This window comes from Azonexus sp. (assembly GCF_049652925.1).
Taxonomy (GTDB): Bacteria; Pseudomonadota; Gammaproteobacteria; order Burkholderiales; family Rhodocyclaceae; genus Azonexus.
Genome location: NZ_JBASFI010000021.1, coordinates 52,151 through 68,026, shown reverse-complemented (window position 1 = coordinate 68,026; position 15,876 = coordinate 52,151). Strand labels below are relative to the sequence as shown.

At 60.4% G+C, this 15,876-nt stretch carries 14 protein-coding genes and 1 pseudogene; 8 read left to right on the top strand and 7 right to left on the bottom strand.

The window, feature by feature from the left end:
• The first annotated feature begins 33 nt into the window (after positions 1-33).
• Both WBK19_RS09910 and WBK19_RS09905 read left to right on the top strand, forming a co-directional pair.
• Complete coding sequence (locus tag WBK19_RS09910; protein WP_511289280.1) at positions 34-1,971, top strand: ATP-dependent nuclease; 1,938 nt, start codon at positions 34-36, stop codon at positions 1,969-1,971.
• Entirely contained in the window at positions 1,968-3,629 is a 1,662-nt protein-coding gene (locus WBK19_RS09905; RefSeq protein ID WP_511289279.1) for a UvrD-helicase domain-containing protein, read from the top strand. The genes WBK19_RS09910 and WBK19_RS09905 overlap by 4 nt, the downstream gene beginning before the upstream one ends.
• Positions 3,630-3,654: 25 nt before the next feature.
• On the opposite strand, the gene WBK19_RS09900 is transcribed toward WBK19_RS09905, so the two are convergent.
• Positions 3,655-4,992 carry a metallophosphoesterase family protein gene (locus tag WBK19_RS09900; protein ID WP_511289277.1) on the bottom strand — a complete coding sequence of 446 codons (1,338 nt, stop codon included), beginning with the start codon at positions 4,990-4,992 and terminating at the stop codon, positions 3,655-3,657.
• Positions 4,989-6,311, bottom strand: a complete 1,323-nt coding sequence (locus tag WBK19_RS09895; protein ID WP_511289275.1) for a recombination directionality factor — start codon at positions 6,309-6,311, stop codon at positions 4,989-4,991. The genes WBK19_RS09900 and WBK19_RS09895 overlap by 4 nt, the downstream gene beginning before the upstream one ends.
• 138 nt (positions 6,312-6,449) lie before the next feature.
• Between WBK19_RS09895 and WBK19_RS09890 the strand changes: the two are divergent.
• Positions 6,450-6,719 (top strand): annotated as a pseudogene (locus WBK19_RS09890) (integration host factor subunit beta); the annotation flags it as partial.
• Positions 6,720-6,787: 68 nt separating this feature from the next.
• Here the strand turns inward: WBK19_RS09890 and WBK19_RS09885 are convergent.
• From WBK19_RS09885 to WBK19_RS09865, 5 genes are all read right to left on the bottom strand, one after another.
• Positions 6,788-7,996, bottom strand: coding sequence for a DUF1173 domain-containing protein (locus WBK19_RS09885; RefSeq protein WP_511289273.1), 1,209 nt, complete (start codon positions 7,994-7,996; stop codon positions 6,788-6,790).
• A gap of 16 nt (positions 7,997-8,012) precedes the next feature.
• Positions 8,013-8,957, bottom strand: a complete 945-nt coding sequence (locus WBK19_RS09880) for a site-specific integrase (protein WP_511289271.1) — start codon at positions 8,955-8,957, stop codon at positions 8,013-8,015.
• Positions 8,958-9,200: 243 nt separating this feature from the next.
• The gene (locus WBK19_RS09875) at positions 9,201-9,476 is read right to left on the bottom strand and encodes a helix-turn-helix transcriptional regulator (protein ID WP_511289269.1); all 276 of its coding nucleotides are present in this window, start codon (positions 9,474-9,476) and stop codon (positions 9,201-9,203) included.
• Positions 9,477-10,101: 625 nt separating this feature from the next.
• Complete coding sequence (locus tag WBK19_RS09870) at positions 10,102-10,464, bottom strand: helix-turn-helix domain-containing protein (RefSeq protein WP_511289267.1); 363 nt, start codon at positions 10,462-10,464, stop codon at positions 10,102-10,104.
• A gap of 136 nt (positions 10,465-10,600) precedes the next feature.
• The gene (locus WBK19_RS09865; RefSeq protein ID WP_511289265.1) at positions 10,601-11,362 is read right to left on the bottom strand and encodes a DUF1845 domain-containing protein; all 762 of its coding nucleotides are present in this window, start codon (positions 11,360-11,362) and stop codon (positions 10,601-10,603) included.
• 676 nt (positions 11,363-12,038) lie between these two features.
• On the opposite strand from WBK19_RS09865, the gene WBK19_RS09860 reads away from it, so the two are divergent.
• From WBK19_RS09860 to WBK19_RS09840, 5 genes are all read left to right on the top strand, one after another.
• Complete coding sequence (locus WBK19_RS09860) at positions 12,039-12,479, top strand: hypothetical protein (protein WP_511289263.1); 441 nt, start codon at positions 12,039-12,041, stop codon at positions 12,477-12,479.
• Positions 12,480-12,538: 59 nt separating this feature from the next.
• Complete coding sequence (locus WBK19_RS09855; protein WP_511289261.1) at positions 12,539-12,778, top strand: hypothetical protein; 240 nt, start codon at positions 12,539-12,541, stop codon at positions 12,776-12,778.
• 10 nt (positions 12,779-12,788) lie between these two features.
• A complete protein-coding gene (locus WBK19_RS09850; protein WP_511289260.1) occupies positions 12,789-13,106 on the top strand; it encodes a hypothetical protein in 318 nt (105 codons plus the stop codon).
• Between the two features lie 69 nt (positions 13,107-13,175).
• A complete protein-coding gene (locus tag WBK19_RS09845) occupies positions 13,176-14,789 on the top strand; it encodes an ATP-binding protein (protein ID WP_511289258.1) in 1,614 nt (537 codons plus the stop codon).
• Complete coding sequence (locus WBK19_RS09840) at positions 14,776-15,786, top strand: DUF7146 domain-containing protein (RefSeq protein WP_511289256.1); 1,011 nt, start codon at positions 14,776-14,778, stop codon at positions 15,784-15,786. Before WBK19_RS09845 ends, WBK19_RS09840 begins: the two co-directional genes overlap by 14 nt.
• The last annotated feature ends 90 nt before the right edge of the window (positions 15,787-15,876 follow it).

The window sequence follows — 15,876 nt, the reverse complement described above, 5'->3', positions numbered from 1 at the left end:
CAATGCAATCAAAATATTCAACTTGGGAACAGCGTGAAACTCACACAACTACGGATCAACAATTTCCAATCTTTCGGCCCGACCTCGACCATTATTGATTTGTCAGCGATGAGTTTCCTACTGGGCCCCAACGGGACTGGCAAGACAGCGGTGCTTCAAGCGCTCTCACGTCTATTCGGTTTCGATCCGGCGCTGCGGCGGGTGCGCAGAAGCGACTTTCACGTTACCCCGGCGGACCTTGCCAAGAGCGATATCGGACCACTGACACTGTGGATCGAAGCACAGTTCGAGTTTCCCGAACTCAAGAATTCCAAGGGCAAACATGCCACTATCCCGGGGCACTTCGCCCACATGCAGTTGGAGTCCGTCGACGGTGTCCCCCGGGTACGGTTTCGCCTGAACGCTGAACTGGACGATGATGGCGACATTGAAGAGACCCTGCACTATGTGATCCAGGTCGACACCGACGGAGAGCCGGTCAAGATGGTGGCGGTGCAAAAGCATGATCGCAATGCGATCCAGGTGCACTACCTCCCAGCTCGACGCGACCCTAGCGACCATATTTCCTATGCAGCCAACTCCTTGCTGGGGCGCGCCTTGCGTGCCGCCGATTGGCAGGCCGAACGCGACGAAATTGCCGGCCTGACCCAGAACATCAGCGAAGCTTTGGCAGAAAACGTAGCGGTAGGCGGCATCGGCGCACACCTGTCCGCGCACTGGAGCACCTTGCACAAAGGAAGCTACTACACGAAACCCAGTGTTTCGTTCGAGCGCAACGAAATCGACAACCTCCTGCGTCACCTGACAGTCGGTTTCACGCCCGGACATGGTGAGCAGATCGTCGACTTCTCGCGCTTGAGCGACGGTCAGCAGTCCCTGCTCTACGTGTCACTGGTCCTATCCATCCAGGCAATCGGTCGCGAAGTCCTGGACGGCAAACTCGACGCATTCGATGTGGACAAGCTGAGACCTGCCGTGTTCACCCTAGTCGCGATGGAAGAGCCTGAGAACAGTCTGTCGCCCCATTATCTGGGTCGGGTGATCAAGGCGCTGACCACCTTCTCCGAGCATCATGACGCCCAAGCCGTCGTCGCCACTCATGCGCCATCGCTACTCAAGCGCGTTGCGCCGGAGAACATCCGCTACCTTCGCCTGAATGGGGACCGCCAGACCGTAGTCAAGTCGATAATCATGCCGGACGCCGCAGACGAAGCCCACAAATTCGTCCGGGAAGCGGTGCAAGCCTTCCCTGAGTTGTATTTTTCTCGGCTGGTCGTCCTCGGCGAAGGTGACAGCGAAGAGATCGTCCTGCCCCGCATGCTGCGGGCCAAGGGGCTTGCCGATGACGACACCTCAATTTCGGTCGTGCCGCTAGGCGGCCGGCACGTCAACCATTTCTGGCGACTTCTTGATGGGTTGGACATTCCCTACGTGACGCTATTGGATCTCGATCTCGGGCGCTATCAGGGCGGATGGGGCCGCGTGCGCTATGCCGCCAAGCAGATCCTTGCGCTGGGCAAACCGATCAAAGGCCTATCAAAGACAAGCATCGAAGCCCTCCCCGAATGGAACGGCACCGATCAGGTGATGACATCCGAGTCTGGAAAACAATGGTTGAGTTGGCTCGAAACACAATCAATTTTTTTCTCATCCCCGCTCGACCTAGACTTTGCGATGCTGCGTAGGTACAGCGCGGCGTACGAGTTGGCTGCTGCAGAACTTGCTGAACCCGAGACATCTACGCTGACTGCAGTGCTGGGCAAGAAACACCATGGCATAGAGCAATACAACACTGAACACCAGAAGCATTTTGCTGCTTATCACCAGCGGTTCAAACTTGGCAGCAAGCCGGCTGCACACCTCGCGGCCATGGCCGAACTCAGTGACAAAGACTTGGTCGACCACATGCCGCCACGGGTCGCCCGACTAATTGATGCGGTCGAGGCACGCCTCAAGGGACTCCCGGAGTGATCAAAGCTGATCGCTGGCAACCATCCGACGGCCTGAAACTGGAACCCAATGCGCTGGCCGCAGCACGTGAATCCCAGCGCAGCCTGGCACTGACGGCTGGCCCCGGGGCCGGCAAGACCGAGATGCTCGCGCAGCGTGCGGACTTTCTACTGCGTACCGGCATCTGTCGCTATCCGCAGCGCATCCTCGCCATCTCATTCAAGGTCGACGCCAGTCGCAATCTCAAGGATCGAGTACGTCGGCGCTGTGGCTTTGAACTTGCTGCGCGTTTGGACAGCCATACTTTTCATGCATTTGCCAAGCGACTGATCGATCGTTTTCGCCCCGTGCTGACCGGTCGGAATGCGCTGGATCCAGACTACTCGATCGGCTCACCACGAGTCCAAGGACGTCAGATCGACTTCGAGGACATGGTGCCCCTAGCGGTGCAAATCCTTCAGAGCAGCGAAGTGGCGCGCAATGCCGTTCGACAGACTTACAGCCATGTCTTCCTCGACGAATTTCAGGACTGTACCGATCCGCAATACCAGCTCATCCGAATCGCCTTTCTCGGTACTGGCATTCCGTTGACTGCTGTCGGCGACACCAAACAACGCATCATGGGCTGGGCTGGCGCGCTCGAAGGCGTATTCCAGGCATTCGCCGAAGACTTTCAGGCCCTCCCCCTCAACCTTTATCAGAACTTCCGTTCTCAGCCACGTCTGCGTCGCATACAGAATGCGATGGTCAAAATAATGGACCCCAAGGCTGCTATACCGGATAGCGAGTTGGCAGGCAAAGACGGCTCGGTTGATGTCCTGGCATTCGCCGATAGCCAAGCGGAAGCCGAGGCACTGGCCGACCTGATCCAAGCGTGGATCACCGACGAAGGCATGCCCCCCTCTGAAATCGCCGTGCTGGTGTCCAAACTCCCAGACCTCTACGCTGACCGGCTGATGGCGGAGTTGGCGAGCCGCCACCTACCGTTCCGTAACGAACAAAATTTGCAGGATTTGTCCGTCGAGCCGGCGGCACGGCTCATCGTCGACTTCCTGTCCGTCGTGGCGGGCGAGCGAGAGCCGGATGCCTATGGTCGCTTGATGGACGTGCTCCTTGCCACAGGAGTGGACGAGGACACCGCCTACGACCTGCGAGCACGCTGGAATCGCCATATCGATGGCGCACGCAATCAGGTTCGCGAAGAGGGTCCCGTCGCGCACAACGCCGCAGCCCTACTCAAACTTGCTGACAGTTTCCTCGCACTTCTAGGACAGGAAGCCTTAGCAGCACTATCGGCAGACTACGAGCGAGGCAACCGTCTGGAGGAAGTCATCGCACAAACCTTGGATCGGATCACCGACCTTCTTGCCCTCGATACGGATGCAGCGGGTGCCCTGTCACGATTCTCGGAGGATAGCGCTGTGCGAATTATGACCATTCACAAAAGCAAAGGCCTGGAATTCGATAGCGTGATCATGCTGGGCATTGAAGAACAAACTTTCTTTGGCAAGCGTGCCGATGAGCGCTCGGCATTTTTCGTCGGAATTTCACGAGCCAAACGCCGACTCTATCTGACCGCCGCTAATCATCGGGAAAGGCCGGAAGGATATCGGCGCCGTTGGGATGAAGCCCGATCTCCTCTCGTGGAGTTTCTGGAATACGCCACAACCACAACGTAACCCCCCAGGGGCACATACTCGTACTTCAAAACAGTTCCAGTGTTACCGGCTGAAGCCCGTCACCGTGTGAGAGATCCAGTAGCGGAATACTTGGCATAGGTCTCGCCTCATCACAGGCATGCAGCGGAGGCGCGCAACGACCACCGTCAAGCAAACGTTCAGCAAGTTGTTCAGGGTTCTGGGTTGCCAGCGCCTCAAGACAGTCGAGCAGTGGCTCCACTCTGATCTCGGTTACCTGCGCCCATACCCGCACCTTGTCTGCCAAATGCGCCAACTGCGAGATACCGGCTGCCCGTGTCCGTACCACCGGTACGATGCGCCCTTCCAACTTGGTTTCAGCGGCCCCCTCCAGCAAGCGCTCAATTGCCCTACGGTCGACTTCATGACGATCTTCATCGGCAACAGTCCAACGCACGCGCACGAACGCACCGGCTATGTCCTGCCGGGCGACGGCAGCGCGGAGCGCGTCGAGGTCTGGTTTGCCGTCGAACACAACGTCGACCGTTCGTCGCGCTGGCGTTGGCTCCAGTGCACAGCGCACCTGATTGGCATCCACCTCCCATACCAGAAATCCCTTCTCGCCTTCCTCGCCATAATGAAAACGGCCGATAGAACCGGGATAGGCAATGCACTGCCGCCCGGCCCTACCCTCCTGCTCCCAGAACTGATGTCGATGGATATGACCGAGCATGAAGGCCTGCACCTCGGCTGCGAACAGCGCCCCGGTGGTGAATTCATGATCGAAGCCGGCCATTGGCACGCCGTGCTCGCTCAGGCAGCCGAATACGGTGCCGTGCGAGATACCGATGGTGGGCAGACCTTGCAACCGTGCGGCCCGATTAATCGGTACAAAACCGCGCATGAGGACGGCCAGATGCTCGCCAACGGCCTGCGCCGCGTCTGCCGCACCAACCGTTGCGGCGACCACCGCCTTGTTCACCGTCGGCACACAGGAGAACAAGGCACGAGTACCGGCCGGCAGTTGTTCGAAGCACCAGTCCGTCGAAACAAGCCATTGGCCCTGGGCGGTAAGTGCCACTTGTTCAATACGCTCGGCCACATGCACCGGATAGCGTCCGCCCAGCAGCTTGAAAATCGCCAAGGTACCGGGCGGCTCGTGCGAAAACGTGCCTTGCAACATCAGCACCGGGCAATGGTCGGCCAGTCGCCGCACTTGGGCGAACAGTCGTTCGGCGGCCGGCGCGTGTAAGTCCAGTGCATGGTCAATGGCATCCCCCGACAGCACGGCAGCTTCTACTTCCTGTGCAATGGCCCGATCGATGGCGGCGCCGAAGCAGTGATCCGCCTCCACCCGATTTTTGGTGCCGTAGTGCAGATCGGAAAAATGCGCGATGCGGATCATGCTGTTCTCCCGCGCGACGCCAACTGCATTTCGCTTTCGATCTTGTCGCGGTAGCCCTGTGGATCGTTGTCGTAGCGCTCCAGCTCATTCCAGGCCCGGGCACGGCCATGCGGGTTGATCTTCCAGCCAGGACCCCAGCGCCGGTCGGCATAGGCCCGGAACTGCTCAGGAACGATGTTATAAGCCAGCACCCGTGCCATCAGTTGCTCGAAACTGGGATGCCCGTTCTGGAGCGGCAGTTCGTCGCCAGGCGAGGCATCGACCATTGGGGATGAGCGGACCTCGCCCTCATCAGATTGCGCCATTTCAGCAGAGGCCTCGACCGTACTGACTTGCAGCACCTGCGTCGCTAGTTGCGCCTGCAGCAGGGCCGTCTCGATGTCCTCGTTATCGCGCAGCAAGGCAGTGACGTCCACCGGTGCCTCAAGATCAATGATCCACTGTGGTACGCGCACGGCTCGGCCCTGCTCGTCAATATGGGCGACATCCATCAACCTCTTGGTCAGATAGAACGGCGTGCGCTGCCGATCGAGAAAACCGGAGATACGCCCGCCGCGCAGAAAGCCGACAGTCTCGAACTTCTGGATCGCCGCATTCATCGCGTAAAAGCTGTTGGTGTGCAATTCGAAAGCACTGATCGAGCGGATGCCAGGTATGAAAAACAGGAATCGCCCGGTCAGGTTGCACTGACGCGATTGGTACTCGCGGCAGGCCTCCGGTTCGCACAGGCCGTTATTCTCCTCGCGGACCACGGTCTTGCGCCCACCGAAGAGACGGATCGTGCGCCGCCCCGTATCGTCCACCGGTACCGGCGCATGGCACATGCAATGGCGCACCCGGCCATCGGCCGAGTATTGCGACCAGTAGTGCTTGTCGTTCATCCCCCAGGCTGCCAGTTCGTGCGGCATCACGGTCTGCCAGTAGTCGGAAGGAAATACCACCGGGAAGCGATACAGGTGCATCCCCTCGCCCCGATTCTCGCCAAAAGCCGCCAGAATTTGCGCGGCAATTTCAGGATTAGGGAAATCCTGGCCCCGCACCGTAAACCACGGCACATTGCGCGGCACCAGTGGCGTCTTGAGGGCGGGCAGCACCTCGGAGATAGTGCGTTCGATCTGCTCGAAGGACTGGCCAGCGGCTACGCCCTGGTCGTAGATCGCCTTGGCCTTGGGCTGCTCGGCAGCTTTCTTCGTCAGCACCTTGATACCAGCGCGGATTTTACCGCCGGTCGGAATACGGGCAGGGCTTTGCCCGAGCAGGGTGGGTGTGATGCCGCCACCCTGTATGGCAATCACTGGGTGTGGGTTGAGATGGGCCATGACGGCGTTCCTCCATGAAGGTCGGGATATTTCGACAATTCATGCTCTCGCGACTTCCCTCCGTTTCAACCCCTACGGAAACACTTACGGCAAAAGCATCCCCTTGGCCGAAGGTCACCTCGGTCTTAAAATATCGCCATGACCCGCTCCGAACTCATTGTCCTACTCGCCGAACGCTTTCCTCAACTGGTGCAGAAGGATGCTGAAATGGCGGTAACAGAGATTCTCGGTGCCATCCATACGGCGCTGATTCACGGTGACCGGGTTGAGATTCGCGGGTTCGGCGTTTTCTACCTGAACCACCGCACACCCCGCCAGGCACGTAATCCAAAAACAGGTGAGCCAGTAGCAGTACCGGCAAAATGGGTTCCCGCCTTCAAGGCAGGAAAGGAGTTGCGTGAACGAGTGATGGCGTCAGTTTCTCCTCAACGCTTGCTGATCGACCAGCCCGCCTATGGCGCAATCGCCGACACCCGTCAGCGTGAATCAGAAATGCTTTTCAAGGATGGCATCACCTGATCTGTCGACCATACCCAGGCCATCTCTCCCACCCTCGCAATTGCTTTCTCCTTCACCGCCCGCTCCTTGGGGTTCATGAACACGCTCAGCACATGCAGCGGCATGGGTGATGGCCCGGTATCCAGCAGTAGCGCATTCGGAAATGGCGCGGCACTGCGGGCATCGTAGCGTAGCGGCTTGACGAAGCGACGCTGCTGAGCGACCAGGGCATCAATCAGTGGAAGTTCATGCACACCCTCGATCGGTATCCACTGCTCGCTCGTCAGCATCAGGCTTACCGAATCAATCTCGTAGGTGTGTTCACGGCGGGCACAGATCAGTGCCGCCATGACCAGCCTCACCGAGTGGCGGATGTCGGCATCGCGGGCCTCGAACAGTGGTGCGAAGACCCGTTCAATACGTTCCCAAGTACGTCCGGCGATCAGCAAGGGCGCATCCGGCATGTGGCGAATCCAGACCCGGTGTCCCTGGGCTGTTGCCTCACTGGCCTTGTATTCTCCGATGACGACGGCCAGCGGCACCTGGCCGTCGCGCGGACCCAGCACCGCCAACTTCTCGCGGCGGCGCTGGGCGGCTTCGGCCTTGCCGGATTCGCTGAAGGGCTCGGGGACATACAGGCGCTCGGCCAGCGGCACGCCCTTGACGGTGATTTCCTCGGCTGCATCGAGCAGGTATTTACGCAGCACTCCCTGGTTGCGCTTGCCGGCCATGGCCGGACTCCAGCGATTGAATCCGGCGCGCTCGAACAGGAAGTGCATCAAGGCGCGCAGTGACATGCGCCGCCGCGGCACGCCCACCTCCGCCACTTCCTGCGCTTCACCGCGCGGCACGCTGTGCCCGATCACCCGCGTCCACGGAAAATCCACGCGCAGTTCGACCCGTCCCGGTTCAGCTTCCAGCACCGCTTCGCCCAGCAGTTCGCCCAAGCCCGATTGCTGACTCTCCGGCTCATAAGACGGGCAACCCGGATGGTGGGCGCTGCCGCTGTCCGGCATGCGTTTGACTACGAACAGGCTGTGGCGCGCCACGTACATTTCCACCCCACCCGGCATGCACAGACAGCGTGGCCGTTCGAGGGTGTCATGAACCTGGGCCAAAGCTTCCTGCAACTGTGAATCATCGGCGCCGATTACGCGGCCCTTGATGGCAAAGCGCTGGAGGTCCATGGCGGTCAGACCTTACTTAAACCAGTTCGTCGAGCAATTCCGCCAACGTCGGCTTCGGCCGGGGTAGCAGTTCCCGCACCGCGCTGCGCTCACCGATACCCAGGATGGCACCGACCTGATCTTCGTCCGCACCCCGCTCATACATCCGCGACATCACCGTCAGACGTGCCGACTGGGCGCTCAGGCCCTTGAGTTCGGCGTAGCGGAACAACTTGCGGTAAATCTCCAGCAGCGCCCGGCAGACAAACCGATTCTGCCCTGGTGCGCCGTTGTTCGGCGCAATTCGGTAGGGTTCACCGCAGGGCGACAAAAACAAGCGACTGTCCGCACGTAATCCACGGTAGCAGTCCGGCACCCCGACGCCGTGCCCACAATCGCAGCGCTCCCTGAAATAGGCTGTCAGCGCATCATCGAGCCGGCAACTACTGAAATAGAGTGGCCTCAATTTTCCGTTGATTGCCGCCTCGGCACGCAATTCCGATTCACGGCACACGCTGCCGTCGGCATGCAGGTAGTCGCGCACCTCAAGCCGGGCGATTTCGAGAGGGCGCAGGCCCGTGGCAAACAGCATGTAGTAGAGGGCGAGGTCGTGCCAGGTGCGACTGGTACGGCCCTTGATACGCACCGCGCCCTGGGCCACCTCCGGCGCCGACAATACCCGCGCCGGGCGGGCACCGACCGGCGGCAGCGGCTCGAATCCCGCCAGCGCAACCAGGATGGCTTCGCGACGCAGGCGCAGCCGGCGCACAAATGCGGCGCCCTCTTCCTTGAGACCGTCCACGCCCACTAGCTGGGTAAGTTGGACGGCGACCGACTTGATGCGCCGCTCCACCGCCGTGCGCGAAATACCGAAACGCACGGCTACCGTCTCGTAGGTATCGCCGCCGATAACGGCCCGCAGCATCTCAACCGATTGCAATGCATTTTCGTGGTGTTTGCTGACCTCCTGGTTGTCTTGCATGACCTGCTTCTCCCATCATCTGTCGACCGACATCTTTCCGAATACTCAAGCACCGACGCCCCCATTGCCAGGCGGAATCGCCCGGAAAGGTGCGGGATTTCGTCATCAGATCAAGAGCGCCGTGCTCGGGACAGACGCCCCGATCGGAGACGGCATACATGCGTTATGCGGTGGATCGGTAGCGGCCCGGTTGCGGCGCAAACGACGCCGCTACGAGCCAATCTCCCATACTTGATTCGGGAATCAGACCGGCGCCCCCTGCTGCGCGATCCAGCGGCGGATATCTTCGGCGCGCCAGACGGTCACTCGTTCCGAGAGTTTGACCGGGCACGGGAAAGTGCGCGCCTGGATGCGCCGCCATAGGGTTGATTTTGAAATGGGCACGAAAGCCAGTACTTGGGGCTGACGCAGGAACCCGGTCTCGGGCAACTTCAGGACCGCAGTCGGCGTCATGGGCGAAATTGAAAAAGTGTTGGAAGTCGCCGCCGTAGCGGAAACCCTGGAGCGGATTTTGGGCATGATCGGACCTCGTTGCAGCAGACGCTGTTAACGAACATGACCTGCTCTGTTGTGGCCGCACTAGGTCAGGATGGCGCGAGCCGATAGGGAACGCTGAACTCGACAGCATGCTGCGGGCGCCCCGGTCGCACAGCATGGAAGGATGAGCAAGAAAGTGAATTCGATCCCATGACGGCCAAGGGCGTCCGGGTCGGGAAAAGTCAGCCGATCCGCCACTGCGCCGCGCGGCACACGCGATAGCGGATCGTCGGGTAACAGGCAGGTATCGACTGCAACGCCGCCACGAGAGCGGTAAAGGTGCCCATGGCGCCAGGGCAGGCTGACATAGAACCTGACTACACAATATGGGCGTCCGTGGGCAGACGCAAGAAGCTCCGGAACCTGCCCGCCTAAAGAGGCCGCGCCAGCCAGCGATTGGAGATGGCACAGGTAGCAAACCCATTCCGACTCGCCGCGATCAAGGTTGCGACCCGAAAACCGGATCGCGGGTAAATCCGGCCAGGATCAAGCTTGCCTTGGCGGAAATGGCCATGACTTGTGCTGGCGACATCTCGCAGAGCCCCGTAAAAGTGCGTCCCACACGCCATTGAGTACCCTGTATTCCTCCTGTCGGCAGGAATACTTGCTACTTCGAGCGTTTACTCAAGTGTTCACAACAATTCCGCACTACCGACATAACGAATGCCCGATCATCGGGACCCAGTTCGAAAATCCATGCGCCAAAGGCCGCAGCTTCGCTGGCCTCGGCGGGTCCTTCTTTCGACAACAGGTCACCAGCAGAACAGCGCAGCGCAATCGCAAGCCTGTCTAGCGTAGGCAGCGATGGCAGATGTGCTCCGCGTTCAATGCGCGAGACGGTTTCGACATCCACGCCGACCCGCTCCGCGACTGTTTCCTGTGTCCATCCCAACTGTTTGCGCCGCTCGCATAGGTTGCCCCCAAGGTGCTTCGCCAGACCAGCGGAGTCTTTTTTCTTTACCGCCATCATGTTGTCCTCTTAATCAACAAGAATGACGGTCTCCGAAGTATCAAAACAGGGTGTCTTATGTTGTTATTTGCATCTACATAGTTGTTGATTTCGGCTCGGGGGAAACAGCAAAGGGGACGAGTAGCAGATATCGCTGCTACTCGCCAACTGAAGGCTGGTCGCTTTCCAAGGCTTCGGATAATCGTGTGTCGGAGTTCATCGCTGCCGGTTCGACCTCCCCGCCGCCTTCTTCCCCAGGTTTTTCCGTGCTATCTACCGCGACGGCCTCCTGCCGGACATCCATGCCTCGGCCCTCGCCATCGCGCCCCCCCATGGCATTCATTCGCCGTCGCAGACCCATGGCGAAATTGCGCGCACCATTGGCGATGTCGCGCACCTGCCGTTTGAGGCTGGCACGCTGGATATCGACTGCCTGGGTGGTGATCACCTCGTGGATTTCCAGGGTCTGCAACAATGGCATCAACTGGTCAAGCTTCCCCAGCACCTCGAGAAAGCGGCGGCCACTCGACGACAGCACATGAACTTCGACATCCAGCGGTACAGTGTCGTAAGTCGCCGTGCTGTTGATGGCGTGCGCCTTGAAGAGCACTTCGGCTCCATCGATGGCCTTGTTCAAATTCTCACTTACCGTGTCCATCTGGGCGCGGATGGTGTTCTCGATCTTGGCCACGTCCTCATGGTCCAGCCGGGTACGAGCAATTACCGAGATGAAGTGCGTGTTGAGTTGCAGGGTATTGAACAGCCGCGCGAAGAAACGTTTGCCCTCGGCGCTGGTGAAGCGTGTAGGCATTTTCAGGCTGGCAGCTTCAACGCGCCGAAAATCAGCCTTGGCCTCCTTGGCGAGGATACGGGCGTTAACGCCACCCTCATCTATCTTGACGATCTGGATCTCCGACATGCCGTGCTCCTCGAAATACCGCGTTCGCAGCAATCTTCCGCAGAGGGCGGTTCATTCGCCACCGGAAATGGCCGACGCTTGAGGGGCCTTTCGGCATCGGGGCCGATCCAGGTACATTTTCGGGATTGACCGTGGCAATGCGGGCCGCTACCTTTACGTCATGCAGTAGCTGGCCCTGCATTCAAATGAGGCAAGCCCTGGAGTTTCCGTTTGTCGCGCACCGTTGAGCTTCGCCGGTGCTGTGCACAACAGTCTTCCCGGTAGCAATTCCGCTGCCGATCGTACCCATGCCATCGCGGGAAGTTTTCGAGGCAGGGGCGCGGCGTCTCTGTTCCCGTATCCCGGACGCCCCTCCCCCGAAAGCCTTCCTCGATCGGTCGCTGGCATACCGATCACGGCGGTTCACGCCGCCTGCTCAAGCCAGCCCTGGAGTTTCTTCTTCCCGTACCGCCTCTAGCGGCTCGGCCGTTCGTCACCCCACGGGGGCATCTGCCCCCTGCCGTGGTGCGCGTTGCCTCCTTTTTTCCTGGAGCCAACGATGCTGAATCAGAGCGTATCCCCCAAAGCTTCCCATCCCACGCCCGTGGGCCCCGTATTCCCGCCCATCTTTTCCTCTTGGCCGGCTATCTCATGTCACCGGCCGGCGGCGATTCCTGATCGTGCCGCGCAGGAGCAGATGCTCGACGATGCGGACGCACCGATCGAATGGAGCGAGGAAGACATCGTCTTCCTGCATTGGCGCCTGCTTGAAGAAGTCAGCCACCTGGCTGATCCCGCGACGCCCCTTGAAGAGAAGTTCGACACGCTGCGCTGGGTGTTCAGCGAGCGCGAAAAGGACGGCATGCCGTTCTCCTTCGCCAGTTGCCTGCGCGTGGTCGGTTGCAGCCCACTGTCACCCATCGCCTATTGCGGCTTGGTCGACGCCGAAGAAATCCGCGGCCACATCCGCCACAACCTCAAAGCCTGGTTAAACGCCTCGCTCGAGCGCTACCCCGACTGGGTGCGCGACGCCGTCGTCCACAACCCCGCCTGGATCGAAGCACGACTCGCCAAGAACCCCCAGTGGATCAACGAACAGATCAAGCGGATGTCCGTGCAAGGCGACCTGTTCGCCTAATCCGTCCAACTTTTCGGGCTTGCTGCCAACGCGCAAGCCCCCACTTTCAAGGAGTCGTCATGAGCACTTTCAAGGATGTCCTTTGCCTGCTGGCGATCTTCGTCCTCTACGGCATCGCCGGACGTCTGGACTATGAAGACGCGGTTGGGCTGGAACAGATTCGCCAGGAACGGCTGCATGCCGCTTGCCTGACAGATCAGCTGGCGCGGATCAACGACCAACGCCTTGATCCACCAGGCAAGGACATGGATGCCGGACTGCCCGCCGATGGCCTGCCCTGCCCCCTGCCCGTGCTCTAAGGAGAGCGCTATGTATACCGTAACGCATCTCGCCGGACGCGCGGTGCCCCTACTGACCGTCCAGGCCCCCGAAGACATCGAGTTCCTCGTCAAGGAAAGCGAAGTCCTCACCGGCCGGGCCGGTCGTACATTTGTCATCGCCAGTGCCGACTGGCTGGCTTACCGGGTGCACTGGCACCCAATCGCTCTAAAGGTCGAGCGTCTCGACGCTGCCGGCCAGATCCTGAGCACCCGCCACCTGCTGGCCAAAGAATTCCGCCAGCACAGCCTGATGGAAGCCCTGGCCGCCGGCCAACTGTTTACCCCGCCTGTTCGCCGTCTCGGCTGACGGGTCTTCTTCCCCCTTGGCGGGCCGGTCCCGCCGGGATCAGTACCGCCTGCATTCAAGGAGCACATCATGCAGATACAGGTTCGAGTCAACGAGGAAGGCGCCTTGCGCAACCAGCGCTTTGCCTTCACCGACCGCTTCACGCTCGTCTCCGAGTTGTTGCAGAACGCCCGCCGTGCCGGGGCAATGCACATCGAAGTCGACTACGACGCCGGCACACAGATCCTGGTGGCACAAGACGATGGCAACGGTCTCGACGACTTCCAGAAACTCCTGAGTTTCCACGAGTCGGGCTGGGATGATGCCACCAGCGCCGAGGAACGCCCTTTCGGGGTTGGCTTCTCGAAGTGCCTCTATGCCGCGACGCGCTGCATCGTCGCTTCCCGCCATCAGCGAGTCGATATCGACACCGCGGCGGCACTGGCCAAGGCATCCATCGACGTCGAGTCCATGACCGAAGCAGTGACTGGCACCCGGATAGAACTGCACGGGGTCGAACTACCCGAACTTGGTAGTCGCATCGAGACCTTGTGCCTGGGCTTTCCGGTTGAGGTGCTGTTCAACGGCAAGCCGCTGACGCGCCGCTTTGCCGTCGCGAACCTGGCGACGATGGCGAGCCCGATGGGTACGGTTCATCTGACCGGGACGCGGGACGGCAAGTTCAGTTACAACGCCCTGGTCTTTCTGCAAGGCTTCTGCGTCATGAAACCAAACTACGGCTCGTTCGACGAGGCCAATGTCGTACACCTGGATTCGCGCCAATTCATGGCGCGCCTGCCGGATCGCGACAAGTTGATCGACGAAGACGTCCAGAGTAAGCGCATCAATGCCGAGTTGGCCGCCTGCTGGCGGCAGACGCTGGAAGTTGCCAAAAGCCAGCTTTGTCCTGAACGTTTTGTCGCAATCTACTATGAGGCGATGCGCGCTTGGGGACAGTTGGACCTGCTCAACGACCTCGATGTGCTGCCGGTCGAGTTGTTCGACGAAATCGTCGACTATCCAATCCAGGATGATGACCGCAGCTATGTCCGGCAAGTTGCCGTGGCGCCCACCCGGCAAGCGGTCGAGAGCGGCGCGGTGACCCTGGTTTCGCTCGACTGGTTGGGCGACGACAACGCGGCACGCTGGATGATGGCCCGGGCCAAAGGCTATCTGATCTTCGACTGGATCGGCCTGAGCTCCAATCACTGGGCATGGCGCTACGTGCGTTTCCTCGACCAGGAAACAGTGCAGGTCGAAGCGGTCTCCGAGCAAATCCGCGTCCAGTTGGAAGGACGCTGGGTATGGCCCACCGTGATCCTCTGCGACTCGGTAATCCTGCGCAGTATCAAGGACGTCGCCGAAATCACCGACGCGGGCGTCTGCCACGATGATGTGTTGTACATCCCGGCCGGCGAGACCTCCGGCCAGCCAGTACGACAGGCCTCGTCCTTCATCGACGAGAACGACCAGTTCCTCGCCGCTGACCTCGATGCGGACCGCGATGCACTGGCGGATTTGATCCGTCACCTGCGCTCGGTCGATCCGGTGCAGACATTGGACTCGCTGTTGCAGGAGTTGCGGCTGGGCCGCTATCCCTTACTCCATGGCAAGGCTTTCCAGGTCACCGTCGGCGTGGGCATCGCCCCCAGCTATTCGGTAGCCCTGATCATCGAAGAAGGTGCATGCCATGCAGAATCGTGAGTACGAGGCCCGTATCGAAGCGGTCAAGCAGCGAGCCCATGGCCGGTGGACTGAGATACTGGCGAGCCTGGGAGTCGATGAACGCATCCTCAAGCGGCGCAATCTCCCCTGTCCCTTGTGCGGCGGCACGGATCGCTTCCAGTACACCGACAAGTTCGGCGAAGGGAACTATCACTGCCGCAGTTGCGGCCCAGGCGGCGGCTTCAAGTTGATGCAGGCAGTACTGGGCATCGATTTCAACACGGCATTGCGCGATGTCGAGCGTTGCCTGGGGATGATGCCGGCGACGGCTCCAGTAAAGGCCAACGAGCCTTCGGCCGAGCGCATGCAGAAACTGGCCCAGCGCATCTGGAACGAAGCGAAACCAGTGACGGTTGGCGATGAAGTCGATCGCTACCTGACCAGTCGTGGCGTGGCGCTGCCGGTCTATCCGAAGGTGCTGCGCTTCCATCCGGCGCTGGGCTACTACCAGAAGGATGCCGACGGCAAATCGCACAAGGTCGCCGAGTATCCGGCCATGCTGGCCTGCATCCAGGGCGAGGATGGTCATGCAGTCACCCTGCACCGAACCTACCTCCAAGCTGGCGCCAAACTGGCCGTGCCGGATGCGAAGAAGGTGCTGTCTTCCGGCATCAACGGAGCCGCGGTTCGTCTCTTCGAGGCGACCGAGGACCTGGGGATCAGCGAAGGTATCGAGAAGAGCATCGCGCTGTATCTGGCGACGGGGCGGCCGTTTTGGGCCGGCTTGAACGCAGGCAATCTGGAAAAGCTGTGGATTCCCGACTCGGTTCGCCGGGTCTGGATCTACGCCGACAACGATGCCGACGGCGACTTCGCTGGTCAGGCCGGCGCCTTCGTACTGGCCCGGCGCCTGAAGCACGAAACGCATCGCACAGGCAACCGTGACGTGCAGGTGTTTGTGCCCAAGGACGCTGGCGTGGACTGGAGCGATCTGTGGCTACGCCGCGTGCAGGCCTTGTCGGCACGGGCAGCTTGAGCAACCAGGGGGTGCGCCGCCGCAAGGCGCGCGCACCCGCCTTTTCAGTGGCACTGCAGCGCCCTGCGGTGCCACTGAAAAGGTCATTTG

Bases quoted from the DNA above. Each gene is read 5' to 3' on its own strand.
- WBK19_RS09900 (WP_511289277.1), bottom strand. From the start codon at position 4,992: ATGATCCGCATCGCGCATTTTTCCGATCTGCACTACGGCACCAAAAAT.
- WBK19_RS09895 (WP_511289275.1), bottom strand. From the start codon at position 6,311: ATGGCCCATCTCAACCCACACCCAGTGATTGCCATACAGGGTGGCGGC.
- WBK19_RS09885 (WP_511289273.1), bottom strand. From the start codon at position 7,996: ATGGACCTCCAGCGCTTTGCCATCAAGGGCCGCGTAATCGGCGCCGAT.
- WBK19_RS09880 (WP_511289271.1), bottom strand. From the start codon at position 8,957: ATGCAAGACAACCAGGAGGTCAGCAAACACCACGAAAATGCATTGCAA.
- WBK19_RS09875 (WP_511289269.1), bottom strand. From the start codon at position 9,476: ATGCCCAAAATCCGCTCCAGGGTTTCCGCTACGGCGGCGACTTCCAAC.
- WBK19_RS09870 (WP_511289267.1), bottom strand. From the start codon at position 10,464: ATGATGGCGGTAAAGAAAAAAGACTCCGCTGGTCTGGCGAAGCACCTT.
- WBK19_RS09865 (WP_511289265.1), bottom strand. From the start codon at position 11,362: ATGTCGGAGATCCAGATCGTCAAGATAGATGAGGGTGGCGTTAACGCC.
- WBK19_RS09860 (WP_511289263.1), top strand. From the start codon at position 12,039: ATGCTCGACGATGCGGACGCACCGATCGAATGGAGCGAGGAAGACATC.
- WBK19_RS09855 (WP_511289261.1), top strand. From the start codon at position 12,539: ATGAGCACTTTCAAGGATGTCCTTTGCCTGCTGGCGATCTTCGTCCTC.
- WBK19_RS09850 (WP_511289260.1), top strand. From the start codon at position 12,789: ATGTATACCGTAACGCATCTCGCCGGACGCGCGGTGCCCCTACTGACC.
- WBK19_RS09845 (WP_511289258.1), top strand. From the start codon at position 13,176: ATGCAGATACAGGTTCGAGTCAACGAGGAAGGCGCCTTGCGCAACCAG.
- WBK19_RS09840 (WP_511289256.1), top strand. From the start codon at position 14,776: ATGCAGAATCGTGAGTACGAGGCCCGTATCGAAGCGGTCAAGCAGCGA.